Raw genomic sequence first — 26,824 nt, 5'->3', positions numbered from 1 at the left:
TTCTTAAAATAGAGTTTAGCATAAAACTGTAATTTATAATTCAAACGTTATCTTCCCCATTTTTCAGGAGCTTTACTCCATTCCAGAGCAATTTTAGCTTCATCCTGTGTCAAATAATCAGTTTGTGCCAATAATTTTATTAAAACATCAAAATTTGAAAGTGAACTGAATTTGCAGTTATATTTTGCATAATTTTCCTTTGCACTGTCAAATCCATAAGAAAAGATTGATTTTACTTCCAATTCCTTCACTTCTTCCTTTTGAAGCACATCAACTGCAATAAGGCTGCTTTTACCAGTTGTAATCAAATCTTCAATCACAACGACTTTTTTCCCTTTAACTTCCGCTCCTTCAATCTGTTTCCCTGCACCGTGGTCTTTTGGTTTATTTCTCACATAAGCAAGCGGCTTTTTCATTCTGTCAGCAATAAATGAAGCCCAAGGAATTCCCGCTGTTGCCACTCCCACAATTACATCAACATCTTTGTCAATTCTTTCAACAAACGATTCTACAATCGTATCCCTTTCATCTGAAAAACCTAAAACATAACGGTTATCACAATAAATAGGGCTTTTAATTCCAGATGCAAATGTAAATGGTTCTCCCACGTTAATTTTTACCGCCTTCACATCAAATAATGCCTTTGCCACTTTTTCTTCCAATGTTAAATTAGCCATTTCTTTATTCCTTTCAAGTTTTGATTTTTTTATTTATTAAATATTAGTCATAAAATTTAACTTCTTTTCCGCTTTTCACATTTTCATTAATTTTGCCATTTTCATAAACAATTTCGCCATTTACAATTGTCATTATGTTTTTTCCTTTTAATCTCCAATTTTCATAAGGTGTCCATCCACATTTTGACTCAATTGTATCGTCTATTCCAACAATCCATTCCTTTTTTGTATCAACAACAATCACATCTGCAAAATATCCTTCCTGCAGTTTTCCTCTTTTTTCAATTTTCATTATTTTTGCAGGATTTTCACACATCAGTTTCTGAATCATTTCCAGCGATATTTTACCTTCATTATAGGCATTTATCATAAGTGCAAGCGAAGTTTCCACCCCTGGCATTCCAAATGTAATTTTTTCCAGCTTTTCACTTATCAAATGTGGCGCATGATCTGTTCCAATTGTATCGACTTCCCCACGATTTATCGCTTCCCACAAAAACTCATTGTCAGATTTTTCCCTCAATTCAGGCTTCATTCTCAAAAGCATTTTATTTCTTTCTGTACTTTCACGAATTTCAGTATTTAAAAATAAATGATGCGGTGTAACTTCAGCATAAACTGGATGCTCTTTTGTATTCACATCGCTATTTTTCTTCGCATTTATAACTTTTTTCATTTCTTCTGCTGATGGAATGTGACATACATAAAGCCCGCTTCCATAATTTTTATTTAATTCTATTGCTTTATCAATCATTTCGTTTTCAGCATGAACTAGCACCAATTTAGAATTTTCAAACACTTTTGCCAAAATTTCATCATCTTCAATAAGCATTTCTCCAGTTGACACATTCATAAAAATTTTTACTGTATTAACTTCCCCATTTTTCAAAACTTTTTTTATTTCCTCAACATTATCATTTTTACTTCCACCAAAATGAATCCCAAAATTTACAATTGATTTTTCACTTGCCAATTTTTTCTTTTCCAGTAAATTTTCTTCCGTTGTAGTCGTAGGAACCGTATTCGGCATATCATAAAAAGTCGTAACCCCAGCTTTAACACATGCACGTGAACCTGTCGTAAAATCCTCCTTATACGTAACTCCAGGCTCCCTCATATGTGTATGCACATCAATAACTCCTGGCATTACCAGTTTCCCTTCAACATCAATAATTCTCACATTTTCATTATTTTCAAATTTACTTTCATCAATATTTTCAGAAACCTTTTCAATAATTTCTCCATTTACCAAAATTTCAATTTTATTTCCAAAAACATCAATTCCATTTTTTAGAATAATAATTTTATTCTTTTCCATTTTCACTCCTTAATTTATTAGACACATTCAAAAAGTTAATAATTGTTATTCTATTTAGCAATATTTTTTATCTGCATCGTTGTCAAACAAATCCATTAATTAATACTTTTCTAAATTTTTTAATACTCTTTCCATTTTCAAAATTTGAAAGTCCAGTTTTTCATCCAATGTCATTTTTTTCTCTTTATTTTTTCTTGTTCTGGCATCCAGCCTTCTTTCCTGTGCTGGTGTCAAATTTTTTACTTTCGGCTCTTTTGGGGCTTTCTTTGGTTCTTTCTCTTTTTTTCCCTTTTTCTTAGGCTGTACTTCCTGAGCAGATCCTGCTTTATTATTTTCTTCTGCTTCCTCATCTAACTCTTTTACTTCTTTCGCCTTATCTGGATTTACTTCAGTTTGAACATGAGTCTGAGTTTGAACTTGATTTTGCTTAACTTCCACATTTTGAATCTTTTCAACTTTTGTTTCCATATTCTCACTGTATCCTAACTGATATGCTCCCAAAATTCCCAATACTAATAATAAACCTTTTTTCATTACTACAATCTCCTTTTTTTATTTATAATATTTCTTGCCTAAAATTTTGTTTTTTTTTATTTTTTAAACAAGATTAACTAATAACGTAACAAGTAAATTTACAAAACTATTGTTACAGTTTTTATTTTAATACATTTATCTTTGATTTGCATTAATTCTATTCAATAATTTATATTTCTTTTTTGTCTGCATACTATCAAGATTATTTTTCAATAAATTTCTATAATAAAATTCTTTATTTATCGGGCAAACCTGCTGTCTTTTACTTTTTATTTTCAAAATTCAGTATCCAATCCTATAGCGCTTCTGAAATTTCCTCCAAAATCAGCCTAGCACTTTTAACAGGATCTTCAGCCTTAGTTATTGGACGCCCAACTACAAGAAAATCAACTCCCTGCTTTATTGCATCTGATGGTGTCATAATTCTTGTCTGATCATCATTGCTTTTTCCATTAGCATTTAGTGTAAATTTAGGACGTACTCCAGGACAAACTGTCACAAAATCCTTTCCTAATTTTTTCTTCACATCCTTTGCCTCCTGCGGCGAACATACAATTCCGTGCATCCCGCTATTTCTGGCAAGCGTAGCAAGATTTAAAACAATTTCTTCTAATTTAAGTTCACTTCTGAACATTTCAAAAATGTCATTTTCTCCCAAGTTTGTCAGAACTGTTACTCCAATTAAAAGACTTTCTGAATTACTTTCCTTCACTAATTCAGAAACCTCCTTCATAGTTTTGCTTCCATTTGAACAGTGAATATTAAACATAAATACATTCTTTTTAATAGCATTTGCACAAGCCATTTTCACAGTATTTGTAATGTCGTGAAACTTCAAGTCCAGAAATACTTTCTTCCCTTTTTCATGCAAATAATCAACTAATTTTCCATCTGTATTAAGATAGCTTTCCAGCCCAACTTTATACATCGAAATATTGTCTCCTAACTCTTCCACCAGTTTTTCTGCATCTTCCATATTGTCATAATCCAATGCGACAAATATCCTTTCCTTTGCTCTTTTATCAATTCCAGCCATTATCTAATCTTCCTTTCTTTTAACTTCTTTTATTTCAATCATTCCCATAAAGATCAAAATTAAAATTTCTAAAATAAATATCAGTATTGCAATAAAAATTGCCACTTGATGCCGACTTATAATTAATATTGCCATTATAATCTGTAAAACAAGCACAATTCCCCATGCTTTAAAATTAAGCGTTATTTTATACTCCTGATTTTCCGATTCTACATTTATAAATTTTTTAGGAGATTTCATTAAAAAATTATTGGATATTTGGAGTGTTTGTTCTCCATAATCTACATCAATTTCTGTTTTCCCTTCAGATTTTATTTCTTCAATTTTTTCATTGTTTATTTTTAATTTAAAATTATCTTTTCCACCATTGTAAGATATTTTTGATTCTATAATAACTTTAGGCATCAAATTTTCCTTTCTTCAAGCAAACCTATTACTGAATTTGTATTTCATCTTCCAAAATTACTTTTTCGCAATAAAAGCATTTGTATCTTGTCTTTTTATCCTGAATACTTTCATCTGAACTTTCAGGATTTTCTTTTATACGAACAAATTTTGTTTCAATATTTTCGTGATTTGAAATACATTTTGGATTGTCACATTTCATAAGTCCGATAACTTTATCTAGCCTGTCTAATTTTGTTTTTTCAATAACTTTATAATCTTCTATAATGTTTATTGTCACATTTGGAGCTAGCAATGCAATATTATTTAATTCCTTTTCTTCCAATATTTTTTCCTCGATTTTAATAATCCCTTTTCTCCCAAGCGAACTGCTTGGCATATTAGCTGCAACTGTTATCCTTTCGCTGTATTCCTTTAATTTTAAGATTTCCACAATTGCAAAAACTTTTTCTGATGGGATGTGATCTATTACAATTCCATTTCTTATTGCCCGTATCAGTAATTCTCTTCCTTCAGACATAATCTCTTCCTTTCTTAAAATAAATTTTTTATTCTAAAAATAATAAATTTACAGAAAAAACTCCTTATCCTTTCCTAAAACAGCCATCATCATCGCCTGTCTTACAGGAATCCCATTTTTAGCCTGCTTAAAGTACAAAGCATATTTTGTATTGTCTAAATCTTTATCGATTTCATCAACTCTTGGCAAAGGATGCAAAATTATCATATCATCTTTGCATTTTCCTACAATATTTTTTCGATTTATAACATAAATTCCCTTAACTTTCTCATAGTCTTCCACATCTGGAAATCTCTCCTTCTGAATCCGAGTCATATAAAATACATCAATTTTATCAAGGCAATCTCTAAAATCCTCCAGAATTTCAAATTTTATATTTTTTTCCTTCAAGTCTTCCAGTAAATAATCCGGCATTTGCAAGATTTGCGGCGCTACAAAATAAATTGTCGGATTAAAATGCATAAGTGCCCTTGTCAGTGAATGAACCGTCCTTCCATATTTCAAATCCCCAACAAATGCAATTTTCAAATTCTCAAGCGTACCTTTCTCCTCCAAAATTGTATATAAATCAAGCAAAGTTTGGCTAGGATGCTGATTAGAGCCATCCCCTGCATTAATTACAGGCTTTTCTGAAGTTTCTACTGCAAGCCGTGCAGCTCCGTCAAACGGGTGTCTTACAACAATCACATCTGAGTATGCCTCAACCATTTTAATTGTATCTGTAAAAGACTCCCCTTTTTTCACAGATGACTGTTCCACAGGCGGTAATGATAAAACTTTAGCACCCAGCCGCATTGCAGCCGATTCAAAAGACATTTTAGTACGTGTACTTGGCTCAAAAAACAGAGTTGAAATAATTTTGCCATGCAAAAATTTCAATTTCTCCTCTTCCGAACAATTTTCAATTTTTCGTGCCAATTCTAAAATATCAAGAATTTCTTTTTTTTTCATATCATTCATAGAAATAATATTTTCCACCACTATCTCTCCCTTGAATTTCAATATTTAACTTTCTTAAATTTATGATAACAAATTTTATAAGTATTTGCAAATTTTTTCTCTTATAAATTTTTCTTTTGTAAAATAAAATAAAAATTTTAAAAACTTTGATGTTAATAAAAAAATTAGAAGTCAATTCATAAAAGAATATATTCTTCTAACTTTTTTGTTTATATTATTTATTTGAAGATTCTGGATTGTATCTTAAAACTCTCGTAGCATTTAAAACAGCAAGCAATGCAACTCCAACATCAGCAAATACAGCTTCCCACATTGTTGCATCACCAAAAAGCCCTAAAGCCATAACAACTATTTTTATAGCAAATGCAATAGTAATATTTTGCCATACAATTTCCTTTGTCTTCTTGGCAATCTTAATGGCTGTCACTATTTTAGACGGCTCATCATTCATTATTACAACATCAGCAGCCTCAATAGCCGCATCACTTCCAGCTCCTCCCATTGCAATCCCAAGATCAGCTCTGGCAAGCACAGGAGCATCATTTATTCCATCACCTACAAAAGCAACTTTCCCTTTTTCGCTTTTAGTTTTATAAATTTCCTCAAGTTTTTCAACTTTCTCATTCGGAAGCAATTCAGTAAATACCTTATCAATTCCAAGTTTCTCAGCTATATTCTTACTAATGGCTTCATTATCGCCAGTAAGCATCACGATTTCCTTTACTCCATTTTCCTTCATGCCTTTAATCGCTCTTGCCGAATCTTCCTTCACTTCGTCTGAAATCAATATATTTCCAATATATTTTCCATCAGCCGCTAAATAAATTGCAGTTCCTAAATTTTCTTTTTTATCAAAAGTAATATTTTCCAAATTCATTAATTTAGAATTTCCAGCCAAAAACTGATGATTATTTATATTAACTTTTATTCCAAATCCTGAAATTTCCTCAAAATCCTTTACAACATTTTCATCAACTTTAGATACAGAATTTTCATATTCTGCTACGATTGACTGTGCAATAGGATGATTGGAAAATTTTTCAATATGTGCAGCATACTTTAATAATAAAGGTTTTGTCAATTCAGTTTTATTATTTTCAAAATCATTAATTTTTATATTATTTTCAGCATTTACCTCTGTAACTTTAAAAATTCCCTTTGTCAAAGTTCCAGTCTTATCCATAACAACACTTTCCAAATCGTTCAAAACTTCCAGATAATTTGTCCCTTTTATCAAAATCCCATGTCTTGAAGCTCCGCCAATTCCGCCAAAAAATCCTAAAGGAATAGAAATAACCAAAGCACAAGGACAAGATACTACAAGAAATATCAAAGCACGGTAAATCCAGTCTAAAAAAGTTGCACCTTGAATTAATAACGGAGGAAATATTGCCACAATTAATGCTGTAATAACAACTGCTGGAGTATAATATCTTGCAAATTTTGTTATAAAATTTTCTGTCTTTGATTTTTTGCTTCCAGCATTTTCCATTAAATAAAGTATTTTTGAAACAGTTGATTCAGAAAACACTTTTGCAACTTGAATTTCTATAAGCCCATTTTTATTTATAAATCCACTTAAAACATCATCTCCAGCCTTTGCTTCCCTTGGCAATGATTCCCCAGTTAAAGCCGAAGTATCAAAAGTCGAAGCGCCTTTCACTATTTTCCCATCCAAAGGAACTTTTTCCCCCGGTTTTACCACAATAATTTCTCCAACTTTTATTTCTTCAGGCGAAACTTTTTTTATTCCTTCTCCAACTTTAATATTGGCATAATCAGGTCGTATGTCCATAAGCGAAACAATGGACTTTCTGGAATTATTAACCGCAATCCCTTGAAGCAGCTCGCCAAGCTGGTAAAATAACATAACAGCCACACCTTCAGGATACTCTCCAATAGTAAATGCCCCAATAGTCGCAATCGCCATCAAAAAGTTCTCATCAAAAACTTGCCCATTCAATATATTTTTAAATGCAGAAAGCAGAACATCGCCACCAATTACAAGATAACTTACTAAAAATACCGCAAGTTTTGGAATAAATAAAGTTTTTGGAACAAAAATTCCCAATACAAATAAAACTCCGCCAATTAGCAATTTTTTCTTAATTTTACCTGTATCTTCCTCTTCAGAAGAACTCTCCCCTGCCTGAACTTTTGGAATAAAAACTTTCACCCCATCCTCAATTTTATCCACTTCCGTCTGAATAAGCTCAACAAGCTCATTTTCAGAAATTTCATCAGCAAGAACAACTATTTTCTTCCCAAGAAAATCAACGGTAGCCTCTTTAATCCCCTCCAAAGTATTTATCTTCCGCTCAATTTTAGCTGCACAATTAGGACAATCCAGCCCTTCGATAGACAACATACATTCATTACTTTTCATGGCAACCTCCAACTTTTTATTTATTACAATAAATTTTAATTTTAATCTAATATATGAACAAATATTCATATATAATATACTACATTTATCAAAAGTTGTCAATGAATATTTTTATTTTTTTATAAATAATTTTGAAAAAAATTGCCGAATCTCATAATTCGGCATTCTTAATTAATATTTATCAAATTCATTAATATTTCCAATATTATAGTGAACCCTATTTAAAATTGAACTGCTAAAAATCATATAAATTTAGGTTTTAAGTAAAACAGCCATAACTTTGAGTTCAGTTTTAAAGCAGCTTTACTATAAATTCTTTATTGTCATCTTTTTATTCTCTAAAACTCAATAAATTCAAAATTATTCAAAATTTCTTTAATAAACCCAGTTTTTGCATTTTCACTCACTATTGTCCTAAAATCAGATGTCAATATCAATAATTCCTTTTCCAGTCAATTTCTTACTAAATTAACTTTTTCAATCTCGACACAACCTCCATATGTGGCGTAACTGGAAACATATCAACCGTAACCATCTTCACCAGCTCATACCCATTTTCCTGTAAAACCTTCAAATCTATATTAAATGTCTTCGGATTGCAAGACACATAAATTATATCCTTCACATCGTATTTCAGTAATTTATTAAGCGTCTTTTCACCAACACCTGCACGAGGTGGATCCAAAATTATAATATCTGGCTTGATTCCATTTTTATCAAACTCATCTAATTTTTCAAAAACATCTCCTGCGATAAAATGTGCGTTTTCGATACCATTCAATTTTGCATTTTCATTTGCTTTTTCAACAGCCTCTTCTACAAGCTCAATCCCATAAACTTGTTTCGCCTTCTTTGAAACTATCTGTCCAATCGTACCTGTTCCACTGAATAAATCGAAAACAACTGAATTATGAATATTTTCCCCATCAATTTCATCTAAATAATCCAATACTTTTCCATATAATTTTTCCACTGTTTTTGAATTTGTTTGAAAAAAACTGTACGGACTAATTTTAAATTTTAATCCTAAAATTTCTTCTTCCAAATCTCTTTTTCCAAAAAGAATTTCCTCACTTTCAGAAACAACCGAATCAGAAAAATTATCATTAAATGTATGTAAAATCCCTGTTATTTTAAACCTATTTTCAAGCTCCAAAGCCAACAATCCTTCAACTAAACCTTTTTGAAATTCCAATTTTTTCTCATCTTCAATTTGAGTTGTCGTAACCATATTTACTAAAATTTGTTTCGTAAAATCCGCTTTTCTAATAACCAAATTCCTAAAAAAGCCAATATGATCCAATCTATGATAAAAATCCAGCCCTGTCGCTTTTGAAAATTCATTACAAAAAACATAAATTTTATTAAAGTTATCATCCATCAATTTCAATCCATCTACTTCAACAATATCATGAAAACTGTTTTGTTTATGAAGTCCCAAAATCATAGGTCCGTCTTTCACAGCATTTCCATAACTAAATTCCATTTTATTTCGATATTTTTCTACTTCGACACTTCTAACCGGCTCTTCAAAAGTAAAATCATATTTTGCAATTTTCTTCACCTCTTTTTCAATGTTAGAATTTTTCATCGCAAGTTGTTCATCATATGAATAATACTGATAATTACAACCACCATTTTGTCTAGCAATTTCGTCATAAATCACATTTTTTCTTCCTGCAAAATCAATAATTTCACATCGAATCAATTCATACTTTCTTCTTCTCTTCACAAAAATTCCTTCAACAATTTGCCCTTCAGCCGCATTTATATTTGGAAAAATACGATTTTCGTCATCTCCATAAAAACCGTACGCACGACCTTTCGTATTAAGTCCTGCTATTTTCAGCTGTATTTTATCACCTTTTCTTAAAATTTTTTTCTCTTTATTTTCCATTCCATCTCCATTTTCCATAAAATTTTTTCACTTTAATTAAAAATAAATTTGGTAATCCCATCATTTATACAAGATTACCAAACAAATTTTCCAAAATTTAAAAAATTAATTTCTATTTTTATTTAGATTCAATATATTTTTTCAATCTCGCAATCGCTTCTTCCAACACAGGCAAGTTATGCACAATCGAAAATCTCAAATATCCTTCCACTTGGAATGTAACCCCAGGAACTATCGCCAATTCTGTTTTTTCCAATAAATCCAAGACAAAATCAAAAGAATCCACATCTTTAAACTTATCAATCGTTTTATATGTCGCAAACACATAAAATGCCCCTTTAGGCTTCAAGCACTTAAATCCTAATTTTTCCAATTCTTCCACAAAATAGTAAACTCTTTTTTTGTAAATTTCTGACAATTCAGTCGTGTCTGAACAGTAATCTAATGCTGCAATTGCTCCATATTGTGACAATGTCGAAGCACTTGTAACTGTATATTGGCTAATTTTTTTCACTTGTGACTGTAAATTTTCACTAGCAATCGTATAACCTAATCTGTATCCTGTCATCGAATGTGATTTTGAAAAACCATTAACAACTATCAATTGCTCCTTCAAAATATCGCTATATTTTGCAAACGAAGTGAATTTTTCAAATGCAATTTGAGCATAAATTTCATCACTTAAAAGATAAATTTCTTTATCCTTCAAAAATTCAACAATTTTTATCATTTCTTCCTCTGGAAGTGTTATTCCTGAAGGATTATTTGGATAAGTCAAAATTATTAATTTAGTTTTTTCTGTAACATATTTTTCCAAGATTTTTTCAGTCAAAACAAAATTATTTTCTTCTAAATCCATAAAAATTGTTTTAGCTTGTGAAACTGTAATTAATGGCTCATACCCAACATATGCTGGTGTTGGAATAAGAACTTCATCCCCTTTTGCCAAAATTGTTTTAAGCGTAGAAGACAATCCTTCAGTTGAACCAACTGTAACTAAAACATTATCTTTTTTATAATTTCCACCAAAAGTTTCATTATAGAATTTTGCAATTTTTTCTCTTAATTCTGGAATCCCACCTACTGGCGAATATTTTATAGGACTATTTAACGCATGATACGCAACTGCTTCTTTCACCTTTTGCGGTGCATCTGTATCTGGCTCTCCAATTGTCATATTTATAACATTTTTATAAGCCGACAATCTTTCGTGAATTTTTCTTATATCTGATATTTCTATTCCTTTTATTATTGGATCTATGTACATTTTCAAAACCTTCTTTCTTTGCATTCCATATTTATTTTTTATCAATAACCCATTATATCATATTTTTCGTTTATTTTATAATTTTTATTAAATTTTCCATTGTCATTTTTCACTTTTTTTGATAAAATTAATATATAAAAATTTTAATTTATACTATTTTTCATTTGAATAGTAAATTTATTACAGATTCTTTTTGCAATACGAAATCAAATAAATTATAATTTCTGTTTTTAATGGAATTTAGTATTAAAACTTAAATGGAAAGGAAAGAAAATGGACAACAAAAACCCACAGGCAATTGATGCCAATATGATAATTAAAATTCTTTATAAAGATAAAGCCCTAATTGCTTTAACAACAATAATAGTTGTGATATTGTCAACGATTTTCGTATTTGTAAATAAATCTTTCAAATCGGAAATTACACTTTATGGAAATGATAAAGTTCTTACAGAAATTGGAGAAAATTCACAATTTTCACTAACTTCATTTGATTTTTTCAATTACTTGAAAAAAAATTCAAAGACTTTAAAAAATGTAAATTTACCTGATGACAAATTTCTAAAGGAAATGACAACAAAATTGACTGCTCAATCTGAAACAAATGATCCTATGGTAAAAGTAAAATTTTCTACAAATAGCAAATCCGAAGGGGAAAATTTTGCAAAGGAATATCCAATACTTGCACAAAATTATCTTCTTGAAAGAAAAAACAACTTTTTGGATTCACAAATAAAACTTTTAGAGCAACAATACAGTTTCTTGACAAAAAATGTTGATATTAGAACTACGAAAGATTCATTAACAGACACTCTTGTATCAAGACTGGCATATTACCGTTTATTAAAAAATGATCCAACTCCAGTTGTAAAATTTATAAATTCTACAACAAAACCTTCTTTAAATAAAAAGCTGGTTATCGCTGGTTCATTATTTTTAGGAATTTTCTTAGGAATATTAATTGCATTTATGAAGGAATTTTCAACAACATTAGATTGGGAAGACATTAAAAAAAGAAAAAATTAAAAATAATAAAGTTAAAGGGATTATCTTGTATTTTAAGACAATCCCCATTTTTTTATTATTGAACTTAAATAAAGTTATATTTTTATTATTTGCTAACAAGGAACTTAACCTATTGTATAGATAAAAAACTTAGGTCATCTAATACTATTAATTACCCAATTTCAACCATTTTCCTCTTTCTTTTATCAAAAGTTACCATTTCAGTAATTCCAAATTCCTTCACGTATTCTCCCGCTTCCTTTATTTTCATTCCAACATGTTCAGAATAATGTGAATCACTTGATAAAATTACAGGAATATCATATTTTTTCACATATTCCATAAAATCCCTATACGGTGTAATTTCCTTAATTGGATACCGATAAAACGTACCAGTATTTACATCTACAATCATATTATTTTTTTTAAGGCATTTAGCCGTACTTTCAAGCAACTTATCGACATCTTTTTTTTCTGGAATATTTTTAAATAATCTCAGATTAAATGGATGCCCCAAAATATCATACATTCCTGTATTTGCCACATCTTCAATCTCTTTTGCATAATCCTTCCAAATTTGCACCAAATCTCCATCTGTAAATTTATGCTTCAAGGCGCTAAAATCAAATCCCCAGCCTTTAATAAAATGGATTGAAACGATTAAATAGTCAAAGTCATATTTAGACAATATTTCCTTAACTTTTTCCTGATTTCTGAAATTACAAACTTCTATTCCAAATTTTACTGGATATCCCTTTGATTTTAATTTATCTATAAAATCCCTATATTCATCCAATGTATGTACAAATTTAGTTTTCTGCTCAAGCCATTTTTTCTGAAAGTTCCCAGTTTCACTGTCATCCAAAATCAGCTCATCATAATACAAGTCCTTAAATTCCTTAAATCCATGGGTATGCTCTGTAATCCCTATTTCTGTCAGCCCCATTTCCTTTGCCTTTTCAAAAAAAGGATTTACATAATCCTCATCATAACTTCCATATTCAAAGTGCATATGATAATCTACCAACATAATATTTCCTCGCTTTCATATATTGTATCCAAAATAAAGAAAAAAGCTATCCCAAAATTTACCATTTTGAAACAGCCTTTTTTACACAAAATTAATTAATCGATTATTGAGAAATTACATTTGTTGCTTGAGGTCCTTTTGGTCCTTCTTCTACATCAAAACTTACTTCTTCACCTTCGTTAACTGTTTTGAATCCTTCTTTATTAATTTTTGAGAAATGTAAGAAATAATCATTTCCATCTTCTCCTGAAATAAATCCAAATCCTTTTTTTTCGTTAAACCATTTTACTTTACCTAACAAAGTATTACCTCCTAAAATTTTAATACCTCAAACAACTTGTTACTGTTACAAATATCTATTTTTGTTACACTTACTTCTTGCTTTTGGTTATCTATAAGTATTATATCATATTTTTCAAAAAAATAATAGTCTTTTTTCTCAATTTTTTAATTGCTTTTAAGAATTTATTTGAGAAATATACTAAAATCTGTCTAAAAATAAATCAGCTGCTCTCTTTTAAGAAATTTTTTAAATTTTAAATTTATAATTTTTATTATAATAAAACTCTTGTAATTTTGCTAAAAACAATATAAAATATAATCATAATAATTACTTTAAATCAATTACAAAATAAAATTTAATTAAAAGGAAGTGATAATTTATGAATCTAAAAAAATACATGTTATTAGGATGTTTAGCAATTTTTGCTATAATCAGCTGTGGAAAAAAAGAAGCAAAACAAGATGAAGATCAAGATGAAATCCAAATTGAACAACAAAGTGCAGACAGCACCGCCACAAATAGCAGCAATAATTCTCAAGAAAATACTGCCGCCACTCCAGCAGCAGCCCAATCAGCCGCAGAAACTGCAGAAGCCGCAAACAAAACTACAGAAAATATCAACGAAAGCGCCAATATTCAACCACCTTCACAAGTAAAAGATGAAAAAGTAAAAACTAGTAAAACTTTACAGCACGTAGATAAACTTATTGGTAAAGAAATTCCAATGGAAGATAGAGTTTTAGTATTTTCTAAACAAAACAACCAGTATAAAATAACTTACAAGGGCGAATCAGAAAATGGAATGCAAGTTGATACTAAAAACCTAACTTTCAATGAAAAGAATGACAGCCTAACAGATGGTAACTACACATTTAAACTAAACAAAAATAAATTAGGACTATATGCAGGAAGCCAATTTCTATTTACAGTAGATTAATTCTCAAATTTAATTTGATCTATTAACAAAAAATTCTTACAGCTTTAATTTCAAAATTTTTGGGCTTGATTTATAAGATTTTCCTCATTTAAAGTTTATATAATAATTAAAACAAGGGGTCTTAACCCCTTGCCATAAATAAAATCAATTACTCTTGCTTATACAAATTTTGTAACTTTTTACTGAATTTTTCCATTATTTCTTTTCTGTATTTCTATATTCAAAAATATAAATTCTTCTATTCAATCGTTATTTTTCTAGGAATAACCCTCTTTTTCTCGGTAATTTTCCTATCTTTTCCCAAATTATCCAAAATTTTGACCAAATACTGATAAAGTTCCTCATTCGTATAATTTTCATTTTCCATTTGTAATTTTAAATTAATATAAGCCGTTATGACATCTCTTTCCACACTTCCATTTAAACAATTTACATAAAAATTTACATCATAAATATCTAAATTCTCCTTTTTAGAAGCCTCTTTCCCAAATAATTTCAAAATTTTAGGATGAAGTGTTCCCAATTTATGTTTTGAAGAATATTTTGTATTTATAAGTTCCAGCAAGTTAAAATCCCGTCTTAAATCTCTAAAATTATTATAGTCGTTTCTAAGTTCTGCCCCAATTCTAGTAATAAACCGTGTTATTTCAACTTCACCAATTTTATTTTCCCAAATTTCTCTTCGTTCATTATTAACTTCTTCCTGAACTTCCAAATCATTTATAATTTTATTTTCATCTCCAGCATTTTTACTATTATTCGCTTCAATATCTAAAACTTCCAAAGAAAAATCAGCACTTCTAATATAAAATTTCCTTTCTTTAATATCTGAAAATAAATTTAATTTCAAAATATATCTATTCTCAATTTCAGGCATATCAAATTTATAATCTTCGTTCATCCAAAAAATTTTTTCCCCACATTTAACAATTCCCCTTGTTACAGTCACTTTCTTCTCTTCTAAATTCGTAACAAGATCAAATCCCGAAATTATCCCATCTTTTTTATCTAAGTATAATAAATCCGTCAATTCTGCAGGATTATCCCTCAACAAATCAAGCGCTTCCTTATTTATCACCTGCCCATGCCCAAATATTGGATATTTATTCTCAATCATTTTTCCCCCAATTTTATTTTTTCATTTTTTTATACCAAACTTTATCCCAAAATAAAAACAATATTTTGTAAACAAAGAATATTTATTCCCCTTGCTAAATAATATTTAATTCAAAAACGAGAGTGTCCAGAATTTTGTGTAAACTAACAGATGAATCCAGTAAATTCAGTATTTTTGCTATTCTATTTACATAAAAATTTTACACTCTCTCAAAAACTTCAATAAATTTACTGTTTAAAGAAAAAATAGTACTAATAATTTTTATTAATTTCAACTTGCAAATTCTTTAAATTTCCCGCAAAAGTTATATTTAATTGACAAATTCCATTATCCACATCAATTACATGAGATAAGTCATCTCCCTTTTGCATAATTCCATTTACAAATTTTGTGTCTTTTAGCCAAATTGATTTTTGACTTTCAGGATTTGTACTGAAAAACATATTTAACTTATCTTCTTTAAAGTCTGTCGTTGTGAATCTCAATGTTCTTTCAATATATGTTGTTGTAAGCGTCTTATAAAGCGGCTCATATCCTCCGTCTAGATTTTTTAATAAAGTTCTCGCCTTATAAACAACAATATTCCTAATTTTTTCACGTGCCACATTTGCATTGTCAGATGAAAATACAAATCCATAATTAAACTGATTTATTCTATCTTTTATTGTATTTGTAAATCCTGATATTTCCTTAGACATCGTTGTTTTTGCATGATATGAATTATCCTTTTCTTCGATGTCAAAACGTACTCCTGGATAAAGTGGTGAAACATTTGAAAATCTTTCCTTTAGATAATTTGGACATTGTGTTGCACCGATTATTCCAGCTGCAACATAAGCCGCATCTATATACACACCTTCAATCCAAAATTTTAACAAATCTTCTTGTTCCTTTGAAAGCGATACTCCTGTTTCCTCTTCAAATTTCATTTTATAATCCAGCATAACTCCTGATTTATCCTTTGGAATTATTGTAAAATTAGGAATTACTGGAATCAAATATTCAGAATATTTTTGATTTTCTAAAACTTGGGTCTTTTCAATATACTTATCTACACCAGTTGTGGCAAGATTGTCAAACGATGTTTCAGGCTTACCTTCAAAGTTAAAAAATACTTGAACCTTGTATTCTGCTAATACAGTCATTAAGTTTGTCAATACTTCTATTGTATTTTTTTCAGTTTTTTCTTCATTTTTAGTTCCCATAAATCTTGCACGAACTTTTTTTTCTGATTTTTTTATATCCAAATCAACATTTGGATAAATCCCGAACCATACCGTATTATCAAAATCATTTTTCTCATTAGTCGTATTCAAAAATGCACGCAATTTATCTTTATTCCCAGCCTTTACAATCATCTCAGGCTTCACATTCGTAATCAAAAGTGTCGGTTTCATAAGCCCCATTCTAACATCATACTGCTCAAAAAACATTTTCACACCCAATATTTTTTCAATCAAAGGCTTCGCAATTTTTATAAAATCCTCTTGAGCCGATTTATAAAATGCCAAGTAATTATTATAATTTTGAACTTCCTGCTCAGGATCAACATCTACAAATGTTTTCGCAAGCGGTACAAATGTTCTGACAACCAGATCGCTAATATATTTATTCGGTTCATCTGTCACATTTTCATAATCATCCCTAAAAGCTTCAACCAGAGCTGTCGTATTTTTTTCTTCAATCATCGCAAGTGAATTTTGATTTTCCTGTTTATACTCAATTACCTCAAGCTCTCCTTTTTCTCCAACCTGTAACATTCCCAATTTTATTTTCTCTGATTTGAAATTATTTGAATCATGTCCAATTAGCAGCCGAGTTTTTATATCTTCAATCGCAAGTGGCAACATTCCCAGTACATTACTATAATTTTCCGAAGCCTCTTCAAATTTTGTATTAAGTTTATCTCCTAATTCCAATTTTTTTGGATTTTCATCATCCAATTCTTCATATTTCTGATAAATATAAGCAATTTCTTTTCTTGTCTGCTTAATATCCTCAATAACTTTCTTTGGAGAAATCAATTCCAAAATATTTTCAAATTTAAAATCTACATTTCTATTTCCTTGTGATTTTCTTGCTTCAATTAACGTGCTAAGCATTTTAAAAAACGTATTTCCATTATTAATCTTAATCTCTGTCACCAAATCCTCAGGCACTCCCTCAGGCTTTTTCAAAATATACCTAATACTCTGACTCTCTGCATCAAAATAACTATATACTTTTGGATCAAATTTTTCCAAAAACTCCTCAAAACTCCCAACCAAAAGATGCCTATTAATCTCAATAATATTCTCGTCATCCAACGAATCCATATTTCTGGCATCATTAACAAGTGTCAAAATATCCATCTTTTCTGGATTAATTTCTTCAAACAAAATAGTTCGATTAGTCTGATTTATAACATTTTTATTCCTCATATTCCTTTCAAAATTACTTCCAATACCATAAAAATCATTTTCAATCAACATATTTTAATTTTATATGATATTTTAAATAATTTTATTTCCCCCTTCTTCATTTTATTAAATTTTAATTAATATTATTTTAAACTAAAATTTAAAATTTGTCAATATATTTTTTATGAAATTAATAAATCTAATATATAATATTTCTCACCTACTTTTTTCAAATAAATTTCTTCAAATCTGCTCATCGAATCATATTCCGAAGAACAGCTAACCGTACCATATACATCTCCATCAACATATCCTAATTTTTCAGGTTTTTTTGTTATCTGAATTGAACAACTGTAATTAGCACCTTTAATTTTCACGGACTTTTTAATATTTTTGACATAATTTAAATTACTCAATTCACTCTTTAATTCTAAAAGTAAATTTGAAGTCTTTTCAAAAAACTCACCATTATTTGTTGTATCATCAAAATATTCTCTATATTTTTTAAAAATATCCTCATCATATTTTTCTAATGTATAATTTTTATTTTTACGCACTGCAATAACATTATCAATAATTCTCTTAAGTGATACAACCGTTTCTTTATTATTTAATTTTTTATTATCAAAACTTATTTTTTGCAATGTTTTTTGCGGTTTTTTTTCTGTATTTTCCTTATATTTAATATTATTAAACAAATTGTCATTATTTTTACCACAACATAAAATTGAAGTCAGTATTATTATTTTAATTAGTAATTTTATCATCTTTATCTCCTTTATCCTACTGTACCTGTATTTTTTGAATCTGTAATTATTGGTAGTTCTTGCTCTTCTGGTTTTACTGTATAACTTTTGGGCTTCATAAAATAATCAATTCTACTTGGCTCAAAAGCAGTTTTATTAATTTCATTATTTTGATTCCCGCCTAAAAATACATACATCCCATTTTTTCTTTTCCCGACTAATATTGCTACATGGCTATAACCTTTTCTAAATTTAAAAATTCCTATAGCTCCTACAAAAGGTTTAGTTTTTTCACCTTCAAACCATCCTCTTTTTGGTAATTTTGGTCTTGGTGCAACTCCCCAATCGTATCCTCCAACAGAAGGATAAGATGAATTTTTATATCCTGCTGTTTTCATGCAATATGTTACAAATGCTGCACACCATGCAATTTCAGTGGGTTTTTTATCTGTTCCAAAATTTGCATAAGGAAAATAAGTTTTTTGTATTCTATTATATAAACTTCGGCTAGATTCTTTTTGTCCTTTATATTTATTCATTTCTTCTTCTGCAACTTTTATCCATGGTGCCCTTCCTTTGACTTCTTTATGTGGGCAGTTATCTGTATCACATTTTTCAGATTTTTTTTCTAGTTTTTTATCTGTTTTAACTGTTGAAACCTGTTCTTTTGATACATTATTTTCTAAATTATCTGTATTCTTATTTTTTTCAAATTGTATATTTTTTTCTTCCTTATTCTCATTTTTAGGATTCTGATTACTTTTCTTCTTCACATCATCCTGAACACCATCACCACTATTCACTTCCTTTGCAAAATTATGAGTTTCATTCCATTTTCCTTGACTAAACGGACATGTAGCCACACTTTTCCCATTTTTCCTTATTGCATTTAGTACATCTGCTTCAGTTGGAGGATATTTTGTTGATGTGTATAATGTTTTACCTATTTCAATCCAGCTTGTAATATCTGAAGAATTTATTTTATGATCTGGAGCTTCTTTTGTTTGTTTTACATTATTTTGTATTTTGTAATCCTTTAATTCCATCTGTTCTGTATTTGAAGTTTTTATATCGCTATTTAATTCTGCTTCAATCTGTTTTTTTTCATTTTCCGTTATTGTCAAATTTCCAGCCCGCATTAAATATCCATAAGCTATCACAGGAAGCATTTTTGCAGAATAAAAATTTTTTTGCTCATAATCACACAAACTTAATCCATGTTTTTTTATTATCCCTTTTGTATCAAGTTCAGGCCCTGAGTTTTGCTTTATACTTTTATATGTTTCTTTAAATGTATTTAAAATTTTTCCTCTTAAATATTTCTCTTTTTCCAAAGAAGTTTCCTTTTTAGCAATTTGTAATTTTGCCTTATTTGTACTGTTCTTTGTGCTATTTTTAAATCTGTTCCATTTAGAAAATTTCTGTGCTTCCTTTTTTAATTGCGTCTGCATAAAATAATTATTTACATCGCTACAAATATTTATCAGCAGTTTATATTGACAATCAGCATCTCTAACAGCTTCACTAACTTCCTTTTCTTTAGTAACTGCCGTTCCAGCTTCCTTTTGCCCAGCATCATCGATACTTATAGTTCCACCGTGCTGACATTGAATAGTTGAAATATCCAGCAATGCAGGCTTGTTTCTGACTTTCACATCTGTATTTTTCTCCCACATCCCCATTAACGCAGGCTGGCAAATCCCAATTGCACTGCAAGATTTAAAAGGTTGAATATTCGTATCATTTATATTAGCCTGTTTCCCGCCTTCAAGCATTACACTGTCCTCTTTTATGATTAATCGGCTAATATCTCTTCCAAGCGTACATTTTAGCATACAATTAGTATTTACAAATAACTCTCCAGTAGGATTTATAATATTTTGCAGATCATAAAATAACTTATAAAAGGAATACAAATCCATTGAATCAATATTTGCCGCATAATCCCGCAATTCCTTGCTATTTTTAAATAATCCCAAAATAATGCCTTTATCTTTTTCAAAGTCCGAATTATCCCTGTAATTTTCATAAACTTCATCTATCAAATTACTTATTTTCCTAATATTCCGCACTTTTATTGCCGATTTTGAAGTTATCCAGTCATTCAAGACAGTCGTTACCCTTATATCCTTCCCAATTTTTTCAAGCCTGTTAAATAATCCTCTCTCACTTTTGGATGGAATATCAATCCCTTTTTGTCTTTTTATATACCATAAAAGATAATTTCTCACAATATTGCTATCTTTATATAGATGATTATCAAAATACTTGGTTTCATTTTCTTCCTTAAACCCAGTTTGCACCTTCAAAAATTCAATTATTATATTGTCAATCAATCTTCTCGACAAAGGAAACTGCCTAACTCCATTTTCATCCATAGAATAAGTTTTTTCATATTCCGAAACATTTTCCCCAAGTTCTCTTATCAAATTTTCACATCTTGTCTTTTGTAACTCCAAAGCTGGCTTTTTAGCAACTTTTATAATAATTTCATCAATATCCTTTATTCCCTGCATATACTTGTCATACTTTTCAGGCAGCTGATTCTTCTCAACTTTAGTTTTTCCATCTTTTACATATATCTGAATCACACCTTGTATTTTATCCACATAATTCTTATCTTCCTTAAATTTATTCACAGGCTTTTTATCAGGATATTTCACATATTTTGCTGAATATTGACCAAATACGTATTCGAGCGATTCTATAGCGCTTTTATTAGGAATAGGATACGAATAAATATAATAAACTATATCTTGTATCCGCAAAATCTCATTATTTTCCTCCCTTCCCCTTAAAGTATCAAATCCATGCTGCCTTATCACATTCCCAATCTTGTCATTATCCTTTGTCGCTTCATCATACATCTTCAAAATGACATTTATATCTTCCTTATTTTCTTCCAAAACTTTTTTCCCTGTCTTAGTTTCCAAATATTTTACATAATCCTTATTATAAATATTCTCATCTTGAAATTTAGCTTGCAGCCTTTTCAAAATCGCCTCATCAGGATTTACAAATGCCAATTCAGGAGCTTTCCCATTTTCAGCTCTATCCCTTTTATACTCTTCACTATCCCAGACTTCCTCAAACTTCTGACCATTAAATGAAAATACACCTTCCTTATTGCTTTCATCGTTGCCAGTCTTATTAGTATTTGATGTTGAAGCCCCTTTTTGTGTTTGCAAAGAGTTACTTGAAACATTAGATTTAGGTTTTGACTGAACTGCAGCCTGTTTATTTATATTTTTATTATCAGTTTGTGTATGATTTTTTTCTACAACTTTGTGATCCACTTCACAATTATCTTTAAATCCAATAATTGCTGATAAATCATGCCCTGCTAAATTTACAGCATAAAGCAACGATGGCATTGCATTTCCATCTACTGGTATTCCCCAGACACCTTTAAAATTATTTCCTAAAGCATTAGACATTGCACCTTGACCACATAAATGTGAAGCTGCCAGCATTCCAGACGATGTAAGCAAAAAACTTTTCCCCCTCAAGTCTTCTGCTTTGTATCCTTGATTTCTCTTTTTCATTATTATTGTTTTTACTTTATTTTCAGAAGCTCTAACTTTTCCTGGCGCTATATAAACTGCATTTTTAGGAACAGATACATTTTTGCAAATTTTATCCTTATGTTTTTTCAAGGTTGCCCATCTCATTTTCACCGAACGCATTATTACTTCATCTTGTGCCGCTGGATTATTTAAAAAACTTTGTTTTCCTTTTAATTTCCATTTTGTGGCACCTTCACCAATAAATCTAGCATTTGTCCAAGTTGAACCCTTCGGAAGCCATCCCATGTCCATCAAAACATCCGTTCCAATCTGATATTTTCCAATATAATATTTTTGATCTGCTAAATTGTATTTTCCGCCACTTTCTAATTTAGCCAACTTTTCAAAAAACTCAACTGCACTATCTCCAATATCTACCCCGTTAAATTTTCTATTTACCACAATTAACTCCCTCCTTTAAATTTTGAAATTTTTACAAAATTATTTATTTTATCTTAACTGACTCTTATGTATATACCCCTTCATATAATATCCTCCATCTTTATTATAAAAATACACATATTTCCAATCTTTCTCATCTGAAATTTCTTCAACTTCAACATTATTCGCTAATTTATGAATTATTGAACTGTCCAGGTCATTGCTTTCTCTTACATTGACAGTATTTTCCTTTGAAGATGTTACAAAAACTTTACCCGTTCCCTTAGACGATGTTAATCCAAAATCCCTAAATTCTTCTCGCCACATCTGTCCACTTTTCATATCAGTTATTGCATAATTTGTTCCCCCGCTTGCTGCAACTACCGATAAAAACAGATTATTTCCATCAATACTTTCCAATTGAGAATCTAAATTTACGATATCTTTTGCAATTACTTTTCCATTTTTCACAAAGACAGTTTCACTATTTGACTGCCCCGCATAGGCAAAAGGATAAGTAAGAGTGTATATTGAATAAACATTATTTGTAAAAAAAGCTGCTCTCTCCACTTTATCATCAGCTTCTTCAGAGTTTTTATCATACTCATCAACTATTTTATAAACTTCCTTAGGCAATTTATTCAATGCAACTTCTTTTGTGGAAAGTTCCCTTACGATTTTCACGGTTTCAAAACCGTTTATTTTATCTTCAAACTCTGAAAAATTTGGATATTTTACTTCATTTTCACGTTTTTTAGCAAGTTCTGGATATCTTTGCTCAATAAATATTTTTTCAGGAATCATAAAATTACGATAATTTTCATAAACATAGTCTACAATTTCTTTTGGAACTTCCCGTAATTCCAATCTTTTCAGTTTTTTCAAATTAGAAATCTCATCAACTCCATTTTTCAATGGATTAAAACTGACATCCAGATGTTCCAGTTTTGCCAATTTGCCAATTCCGCTAAGATTGCTTATTTTATTATTATGAAGCCATAATTCCTTTAAATTGGGTAAATTTAGCAGCGGTTTTATATCTTTTACCTGATTAAAATTTATTTTTAAAACTTCCAGATTTTTTAAATTTTCCAGCGGTTTCACATCCTTTATCTGATTCCATCGCAAATCCAGCTCCTTCACATTTTTGTAATCCGCTATGCATTTTATCTCCTCCAATCCCAAATTTTTCAATTCAATTTTTTCAGCATTAACATTAAATTTTCTTAATTCTGTGCAACTTTTGTAATCCAAAGATTTTACTTCTGCCATTTCTGATTTTTTTTCTGATTTTTTACGGACTTCTCTTAACTCCTGCCCATTACTATTATTGCACGAAATAAATAACAGTAAAATCAACATACTGAATACCCTTACCATACTTCTACCTCCAACTTTTATTTATCAATTTATTAATTTAATATAAAAGAATTTATGTGTTTAAATTATATTGTTTATTAATTTTATTTTAATTAATATAATGATACCTTATATTTTTTACTTTGTCAACATCAAAATAAATTTTTAAAAAAAATTTATTTATTTTTAGGAAAAACTCTTGTAATTGGATAAAAAAAGTGATATTATAAATTAAAGTAAGAGTTTAAAACTTCAGGGCAGGGCGAGATTCCCGACCGGTGGTAAAGTCCACGAGTTGTTTTTATTTATAAAAATGACACGAACTGGTGCAATTCCAGTACCGATAGTTATAGTCTAGATGGTAGAAGTGAGTAATTAATTTTTAATATAAATTTATTAGATAGTTTTATTGTACACAGTTTCAATATTTACATAAAGTATAAAGTTATAATAATTATAAATTAAAATTGCCTACCTTTAATTATAAAGCCCTGAATCAAGTATTCGAGGCTTTTTTATTAATAATAGAATTGTTTGGAAATTATATTTTCATTCTAAATTTAAAATAAAAAATAAATTATCGAATATAGAAATATCTAATAAAAAAAACAGAGAGGATGATATAAAATGAGAACTTTTGAAGGAAAATTTGATGGAAGAAATGTAAAAATAGGAATTGTAGCTGGGAGATTTAATGAATTTATTACTTCAAAATTAGTTGGAGGCGCTTTAGATGTATTAAAAAGAAATGATGTTTCTGAAGAAAATATTGATATTGCCTGGGTTCCAGGGGCATTTGAGATACCTTTAATTACAAAAAAATTGGCAAATACAGGAAAATATGATGCAATAATTGCTCTAGGAGCTGTAATAAAAGGTTCAACACCACATTTTGACTATGTTTGTGCAGAAGTTTCAAAAGGAGTGGCTCAAATTTCGTTGCAAACTGACTTGCCTGTAATTTTTGGAGTTTTAACTACAAATAACATTGAGGAAGCTATTGAAAGAGCAGGGACAAAGGCTGGAAACAAAGGATCAGATGCGGCATTTTCTGCAATTGAAATGATTAATTTAATTAAAGAAATTGAAAAATAAAAAACATTAGATTATCAAACACATCTAATAATTTTATTTATAAAAAGGAAAATTAAAATTATGTCTACAAATAAAAATAATGAAATTGATGAAAAATATATGCAAACGGCAATCGAATTGGCAAAAAAAGGAGCTGGAGCGGTAAATCCTAATCCAATGGTCGGAGCGGTTGTTGTTCAAGATGGAAAAGTTATTGGAACTGGCTATCATAAATATTTTGGAGGGCCTCATGCTGAAGTTTACGCTTTGGAAGAAGCTGCTCAAAATTCAAACGATTTGTCAAATGCAACGATTTATGTCACATTGGAACCGTGTTCGCATTATGGAAAAACACCGCCTTGTTCTGAAAAAATTGTGAAAATGGGACTAAAAAGATGTGTTATTGGCTCATCTGACCCAAATCCGAAAGTGGCTGGAAAAGGTGTGCAAATATTAAGAAATGCTGGGATTGAAGTGCGTGAAAATGTTTTGAAAAGTGAATGCGATAAAATTAATCAAGTATTTTTTAAATATATTATGACAAAAATTCCGTATTTGTTTTTAAAATGTGCGATAACTTTAGATGGGAAAATTGCTACAAAGACAGGAAATTCCAAATGGATTACAAATGAAACTGCTCGTGAAAAAGTTCAGTTTTATCGAAATAAATTTATGGGAATTATGGTTGGAATAAATACGGTTTTAGCTGACAATCCAAGTCTTACTGCAAGAGTTGGAAACGGTATAAATCCATATAGAATCATTATTGACCCACATTTTAAAACTGGAAAGAATCACAATATTATTAAAGAAAATAGCGATGAAAAGACAATAATTGTCACATCAAAAAATAATGAAAATTCTGAAAAGCAGCTGGATTTTTCTAAAAATAATAAAGTTAAATTTGTATTTTTAAATGGCACAAAATTTAGCTTTAAAGAAATTCTTCGTAAAATTGGAGAAATTGGAATTGATTCAATTTTGCTGGAAGGTGGACAATCACTTATTTCACAGGCATTTGAAGAAAATGTAATTGACGCTGGAGAAATTTTTATTGCCAATAAAATTTTGGGCGATGAAAAAGGAAAGTCTTTTATTGCGGGATTTGATAGGGAAAAAATGGATGAAGCTGTAATTTTGAAAAATGTGAAATATAATGTTTATGGCGAAAATGTGGGAATAGAATTTTTGCAAAAAAATTATAATTAATTTAAATAAAAAATTAAAAATCAGGAGAAAGTCATGTTTACTGGTTTAGTTGAAGAAACTGGAAAAATTATTAATCTTGCAAAAAAAAATGCAAGTATTGAAATTACAATAAGAGGAAAAAAGGTTGTAGAAAAGGCACAAATTGGGGATAGTATCGCTGTAAACGGAGTTTGCTTGACTGTTACAAAATTAAAGGGAAGTGACTTTACGGCAGATGTGATGTTTGAAACTATTGAGAGAAGTGGCTTGAAACGGGCTAAAGCGGGGGATATTGTCAATCTTGAAAAGTCGCTTACGCTTGCAACTTTTTTAGGCGGACATCTTGTTATGGGAGATGTTGACTGCGAGGCTAAAATTTTGTCAATTACGGATAAGGGAATTGCGAAAGTTTATGAGTTTCAGCTGGATGAAAATCATAGAAATAATATGAAATATATCGTTGAAAAAGGGCGTATAACCATTGATGGGGCGAGTCTTACGGTAATTGATGTAAATGATGAAAATGGAATTTTCTCGGTTTCACTTATTCCGCACACGATTGAAAATATTACGATTGGAATGAAGAAAACTGGGGATTTTGTGAATATTGAAACAGATTTATTTGGAAAATATGTAGAAAAAATATTGAAATTTGATAATTTTGATAATTTAAAAAATAAAGAAAAAAAATCAAAATTGACAATGGAATTTTTACAAAAAAATGGATTTTAATAAAAAA

General features: G+C 29.6%; 22 protein-coding genes and 1 riboswitch. Of the genes, 5 read left to right on the top strand and 17 right to left on the bottom strand.

Annotated features, from left to right (window positions below; translation table 11 throughout):
* Window positions 1-47 precede the first annotated feature (47 nt).
* From pyrE to FVE74_RS03645, 10 genes are all read right to left on the bottom strand, one after another.
* A complete protein-coding gene (gene pyrE / locus FVE74_RS03690) occupies window positions 48-677 on the bottom strand; it encodes an orotate phosphoribosyltransferase (RefSeq protein WP_147003281.1) in 630 nt (209 codons plus the stop codon).
* 43 nt (window positions 678-720) lie between these two features.
* Window positions 721-1,995 carry a dihydroorotase gene (locus tag FVE74_RS03685; RefSeq protein ID WP_147003280.1) on the bottom strand — a complete coding sequence of 425 codons (1,275 nt, stop codon included), beginning with the start codon at window positions 1,993-1,995 and terminating at the stop codon, window positions 721-723.
* A gap of 99 nt (window positions 1,996-2,094) precedes the next feature.
* Window positions 2,095-2,529 (bottom strand): hypothetical protein, encoded by a 435-nt coding sequence (locus FVE74_RS03680; protein WP_147003279.1) that lies wholly within the window; start codon window positions 2,527-2,529, stop codon window positions 2,095-2,097.
* 295 nt (window positions 2,530-2,824) lie between these two features.
* Window positions 2,825-3,565, bottom strand: a complete 741-nt coding sequence (gene pyrF / locus FVE74_RS03675) for an orotidine-5'-phosphate decarboxylase (protein ID WP_147003278.1) — start codon at window positions 3,563-3,565, stop codon at window positions 2,825-2,827.
* 3 nt (window positions 3,566-3,568) lie between these two features.
* Window positions 3,569-3,970 (bottom strand): hypothetical protein, encoded by a 402-nt coding sequence (locus FVE74_RS03670; RefSeq protein ID WP_147003277.1) that lies wholly within the window; start codon window positions 3,968-3,970, stop codon window positions 3,569-3,571.
* A gap of 28 nt (window positions 3,971-3,998) precedes the next feature.
* Complete coding sequence (pyrI, locus tag FVE74_RS03665) at window positions 3,999-4,490, bottom strand: aspartate carbamoyltransferase regulatory subunit (protein ID WP_147003276.1); 492 nt, start codon at window positions 4,488-4,490, stop codon at window positions 3,999-4,001.
* A 48-nt stretch (window positions 4,491-4,538) separates the two neighbouring features.
* The gene (gene pyrB, locus FVE74_RS03660; RefSeq protein ID WP_147003275.1) at window positions 4,539-5,468 is read right to left on the bottom strand and encodes an aspartate carbamoyltransferase; all 930 of its coding nucleotides are present in this window, start codon (window positions 5,466-5,468) and stop codon (window positions 4,539-4,541) included.
* A 196-nt stretch (window positions 5,469-5,664) separates the two neighbouring features.
* Window positions 5,665-7,836 carry a heavy metal translocating P-type ATPase gene (locus FVE74_RS03655; protein WP_147003274.1) on the bottom strand — a complete coding sequence of 724 codons (2,172 nt, stop codon included), beginning with the start codon at window positions 7,834-7,836 and terminating at the stop codon, window positions 5,665-5,667.
* Between the two features lie 463 nt (window positions 7,837-8,299).
* Entirely contained in the window at window positions 8,300-9,733 is a 1,434-nt protein-coding gene (gene rlmD, locus FVE74_RS03650) for a 23S rRNA (uracil(1939)-C(5))-methyltransferase RlmD (RefSeq protein ID WP_147003273.1), read from the bottom strand.
* A 118-nt stretch (window positions 9,734-9,851) separates the two neighbouring features.
* The gene (locus tag FVE74_RS03645) at window positions 9,852-11,000 is read right to left on the bottom strand and encodes a pyridoxal phosphate-dependent aminotransferase (protein ID WP_147003272.1); all 1,149 of its coding nucleotides are present in this window, start codon (window positions 10,998-11,000) and stop codon (window positions 9,852-9,854) included.
* A gap of 273 nt (window positions 11,001-11,273) precedes the next feature.
* On the opposite strand from FVE74_RS03645, the gene FVE74_RS03640 reads away from it, so the two are divergent.
* A complete protein-coding gene (locus FVE74_RS03640; RefSeq protein ID WP_147003271.1) occupies window positions 11,274-12,026 on the top strand; it encodes a lipopolysaccharide biosynthesis protein in 753 nt (250 codons plus the stop codon).
* Window positions 12,027-12,177: 151 nt separating this feature from the next.
* On the opposite strand, the gene FVE74_RS03635 is transcribed toward FVE74_RS03640, so the two are convergent.
* Window positions 12,178-13,035, bottom strand: a complete 858-nt coding sequence (locus FVE74_RS03635; protein ID WP_147003270.1) for a histidinol-phosphatase — start codon at window positions 13,033-13,035, stop codon at window positions 12,178-12,180.
* Window positions 13,036-13,138: 103 nt separating this feature from the next.
* Entirely contained in the window at window positions 13,139-13,336 is a 198-nt protein-coding gene (locus tag FVE74_RS03630; RefSeq protein ID WP_018450345.1) for a cold-shock protein, read from the bottom strand.
* A 361-nt stretch (window positions 13,337-13,697) separates the two neighbouring features.
* On the opposite strand from FVE74_RS03630, the gene FVE74_RS03625 reads away from it, so the two are divergent.
* Window positions 13,698-14,255, top strand: coding sequence for a hypothetical protein (locus tag FVE74_RS03625; RefSeq protein WP_147003269.1), 558 nt, complete (start codon window positions 13,698-13,700; stop codon window positions 14,253-14,255).
* 238 nt (window positions 14,256-14,493) lie between these two features.
* Here FVE74_RS03625 and FVE74_RS03620 read toward each other — a convergent pair whose 3' ends face one another.
* From FVE74_RS03620 to FVE74_RS03600, 5 genes are all read right to left on the bottom strand, one after another.
* Window positions 14,494-15,372, bottom strand: a complete 879-nt coding sequence (locus FVE74_RS03620; RefSeq protein WP_147003268.1) for a hypothetical protein — start codon at window positions 15,370-15,372, stop codon at window positions 14,494-14,496.
* 251 nt (window positions 15,373-15,623) lie between these two features.
* On the bottom strand, window positions 15,624-17,792 hold the full coding sequence (locus FVE74_RS03615) for a transcriptional regulator (protein WP_147003267.1): 2,169 nt from the start codon (window positions 17,790-17,792) through the stop codon (window positions 15,624-15,626).
* Between the two features lie 161 nt (window positions 17,793-17,953).
* Window positions 17,954-18,538, bottom strand: a complete 585-nt coding sequence (locus FVE74_RS03610) for a hypothetical protein (protein WP_147003266.1) — start codon at window positions 18,536-18,538, stop codon at window positions 17,954-17,956.
* 11 nt (window positions 18,539-18,549) lie between these two features.
* Entirely contained in the window at window positions 18,550-22,485 is a 3,936-nt protein-coding gene (locus tag FVE74_RS03605; protein WP_147003265.1) for a PAAR-like protein, read from the bottom strand.
* Between the two features lie 48 nt (window positions 22,486-22,533).
* Window positions 22,534-23,844 (bottom strand): leucine-rich repeat domain-containing protein, encoded by a 1,311-nt coding sequence (locus FVE74_RS03600; RefSeq protein ID WP_147003264.1) that lies wholly within the window; start codon window positions 23,842-23,844, stop codon window positions 22,534-22,536.
* 223 nt (window positions 23,845-24,067) lie between these two features.
* Window positions 24,068-24,197, top strand: a riboswitch (FMN riboswitch).
* A 253-nt stretch (window positions 24,198-24,450) separates the two neighbouring features.
* On the opposite strand from FVE74_RS03600, the gene ribE reads away from it, so the two are divergent.
* The 3 genes from ribE to FVE74_RS03585 are packed head-to-tail and all read left to right on the top strand — an operon-like array spanning window position 24,451 to window position 26,817.
* Window positions 24,451-24,918: a 6,7-dimethyl-8-ribityllumazine synthase gene (gene ribE / locus FVE74_RS03595; protein ID WP_147003263.1), complete on the top strand. Its 468-nt coding sequence runs from the start codon at window positions 24,451-24,453 to the stop codon at window positions 24,916-24,918.
* A gap of 60 nt (window positions 24,919-24,978) precedes the next feature.
* On the top strand, window positions 24,979-26,106 hold the full coding sequence (gene ribD / locus FVE74_RS03590; RefSeq protein ID WP_147003262.1) for a bifunctional diaminohydroxyphosphoribosylaminopyrimidine deaminase/5-amino-6-(5-phosphoribosylamino)uracil reductase RibD: 1,128 nt from the start codon (window positions 24,979-24,981) through the stop codon (window positions 26,104-26,106).
* Between the two features lie 33 nt (window positions 26,107-26,139).
* Window positions 26,140-26,817 carry a riboflavin synthase gene (locus FVE74_RS03585; protein ID WP_147003261.1) on the top strand — a complete coding sequence of 226 codons (678 nt, stop codon included), beginning with the start codon at window positions 26,140-26,142 and terminating at the stop codon, window positions 26,815-26,817.
* The last annotated feature ends 7 nt before the right edge of the window (window positions 26,818-26,824 follow it).

It is taken from the genome of Leptotrichia wadei (assembly GCF_007990445.1).
Taxonomy (GTDB): Bacteria; Fusobacteriota; Fusobacteriia; order Fusobacteriales; family Leptotrichiaceae; genus Leptotrichia; species Leptotrichia wadei_A.
This window is presented reverse-complemented; position numbering and strand designations above follow the sequence as displayed.

Excerpts from the sequence above, each read along its gene's own strand:
- pyrE (WP_147003281.1), bottom strand. The coding sequence starts at position 677 with ATGGCTAATTTAACATTGGAAGAAAAAGTGGCAAAGGCATTATTTGAT.
- FVE74_RS03685 (WP_147003280.1), bottom strand. The coding sequence starts at position 1,995 with ATGGAAAAGAATAAAATTATTATTCTAAAAAATGGAATTGATGTTTTT.
- FVE74_RS03680 (WP_147003279.1), bottom strand. The coding sequence starts at position 2,529 with ATGAAAAAAGGTTTATTATTAGTATTGGGAATTTTGGGAGCATATCAG.
- pyrF (WP_147003278.1), bottom strand. The coding sequence starts at position 3,565 with ATGGCTGGAATTGATAAAAGAGCAAAGGAAAGGATATTTGTCGCATTG.
- FVE74_RS03670 (WP_147003277.1), bottom strand. The coding sequence starts at position 3,970 with ATGCCTAAAGTTATTATAGAATCAAAAATATCTTACAATGGTGGAAAA.
- pyrI (WP_147003276.1), bottom strand. The coding sequence starts at position 4,490 with ATGTCTGAAGGAAGAGAATTACTGATACGGGCAATAAGAAATGGAATT.
- FVE74_RS03655 (WP_147003274.1), bottom strand. The coding sequence starts at position 7,836 with ATGAAAAGTAATGAATGTATGTTGTCTATCGAAGGGCTGGATTGTCCT.
- rlmD (WP_147003273.1), bottom strand. The coding sequence starts at position 9,733 with ATGGAAAATAAAGAGAAAAAAATTTTAAGAAAAGGTGATAAAATACAG.
- FVE74_RS03645 (WP_147003272.1), bottom strand. The coding sequence starts at position 11,000 with ATGTACATAGATCCAATAATAAAAGGAATAGAAATATCAGATATAAGA.
- FVE74_RS03640 (WP_147003271.1), top strand. The coding sequence starts at position 11,274 with ATGGACAACAAAAACCCACAGGCAATTGATGCCAATATGATAATTAAA.
- FVE74_RS03635 (WP_147003270.1), bottom strand. The coding sequence starts at position 13,035 with ATGTTGGTAGATTATCATATGCACTTTGAATATGGAAGTTATGATGAG.
- FVE74_RS03625 (WP_147003269.1), top strand. The coding sequence starts at position 13,698 with ATGAATCTAAAAAAATACATGTTATTAGGATGTTTAGCAATTTTTGCT.
- FVE74_RS03620 (WP_147003268.1), bottom strand. The coding sequence starts at position 15,372 with ATGATTGAGAATAAATATCCAATATTTGGGCATGGGCAGGTGATAAAT.
- FVE74_RS03615 (WP_147003267.1), bottom strand. The coding sequence starts at position 17,792 with ATGAGGAATAAAAATGTTATAAATCAGACTAATCGAACTATTTTGTTT.
- FVE74_RS03610 (WP_147003266.1), bottom strand. The coding sequence starts at position 18,538 with ATGATAAAATTACTAATTAAAATAATAATACTGACTTCAATTTTATGT.
- FVE74_RS03600 (WP_147003264.1), bottom strand. The coding sequence starts at position 23,844 with ATGGTAAGGGTATTCAGTATGTTGATTTTACTGTTATTTATTTCGTGC.
- ribE (WP_147003263.1), top strand. The coding sequence starts at position 24,451 with ATGAGAACTTTTGAAGGAAAATTTGATGGAAGAAATGTAAAAATAGGA.
- ribD (WP_147003262.1), top strand. The coding sequence starts at position 24,979 with ATGTCTACAAATAAAAATAATGAAATTGATGAAAAATATATGCAAACG.
- FVE74_RS03585 (WP_147003261.1), top strand. The coding sequence starts at position 26,140 with ATGTTTACTGGTTTAGTTGAAGAAACTGGAAAAATTATTAATCTTGCA.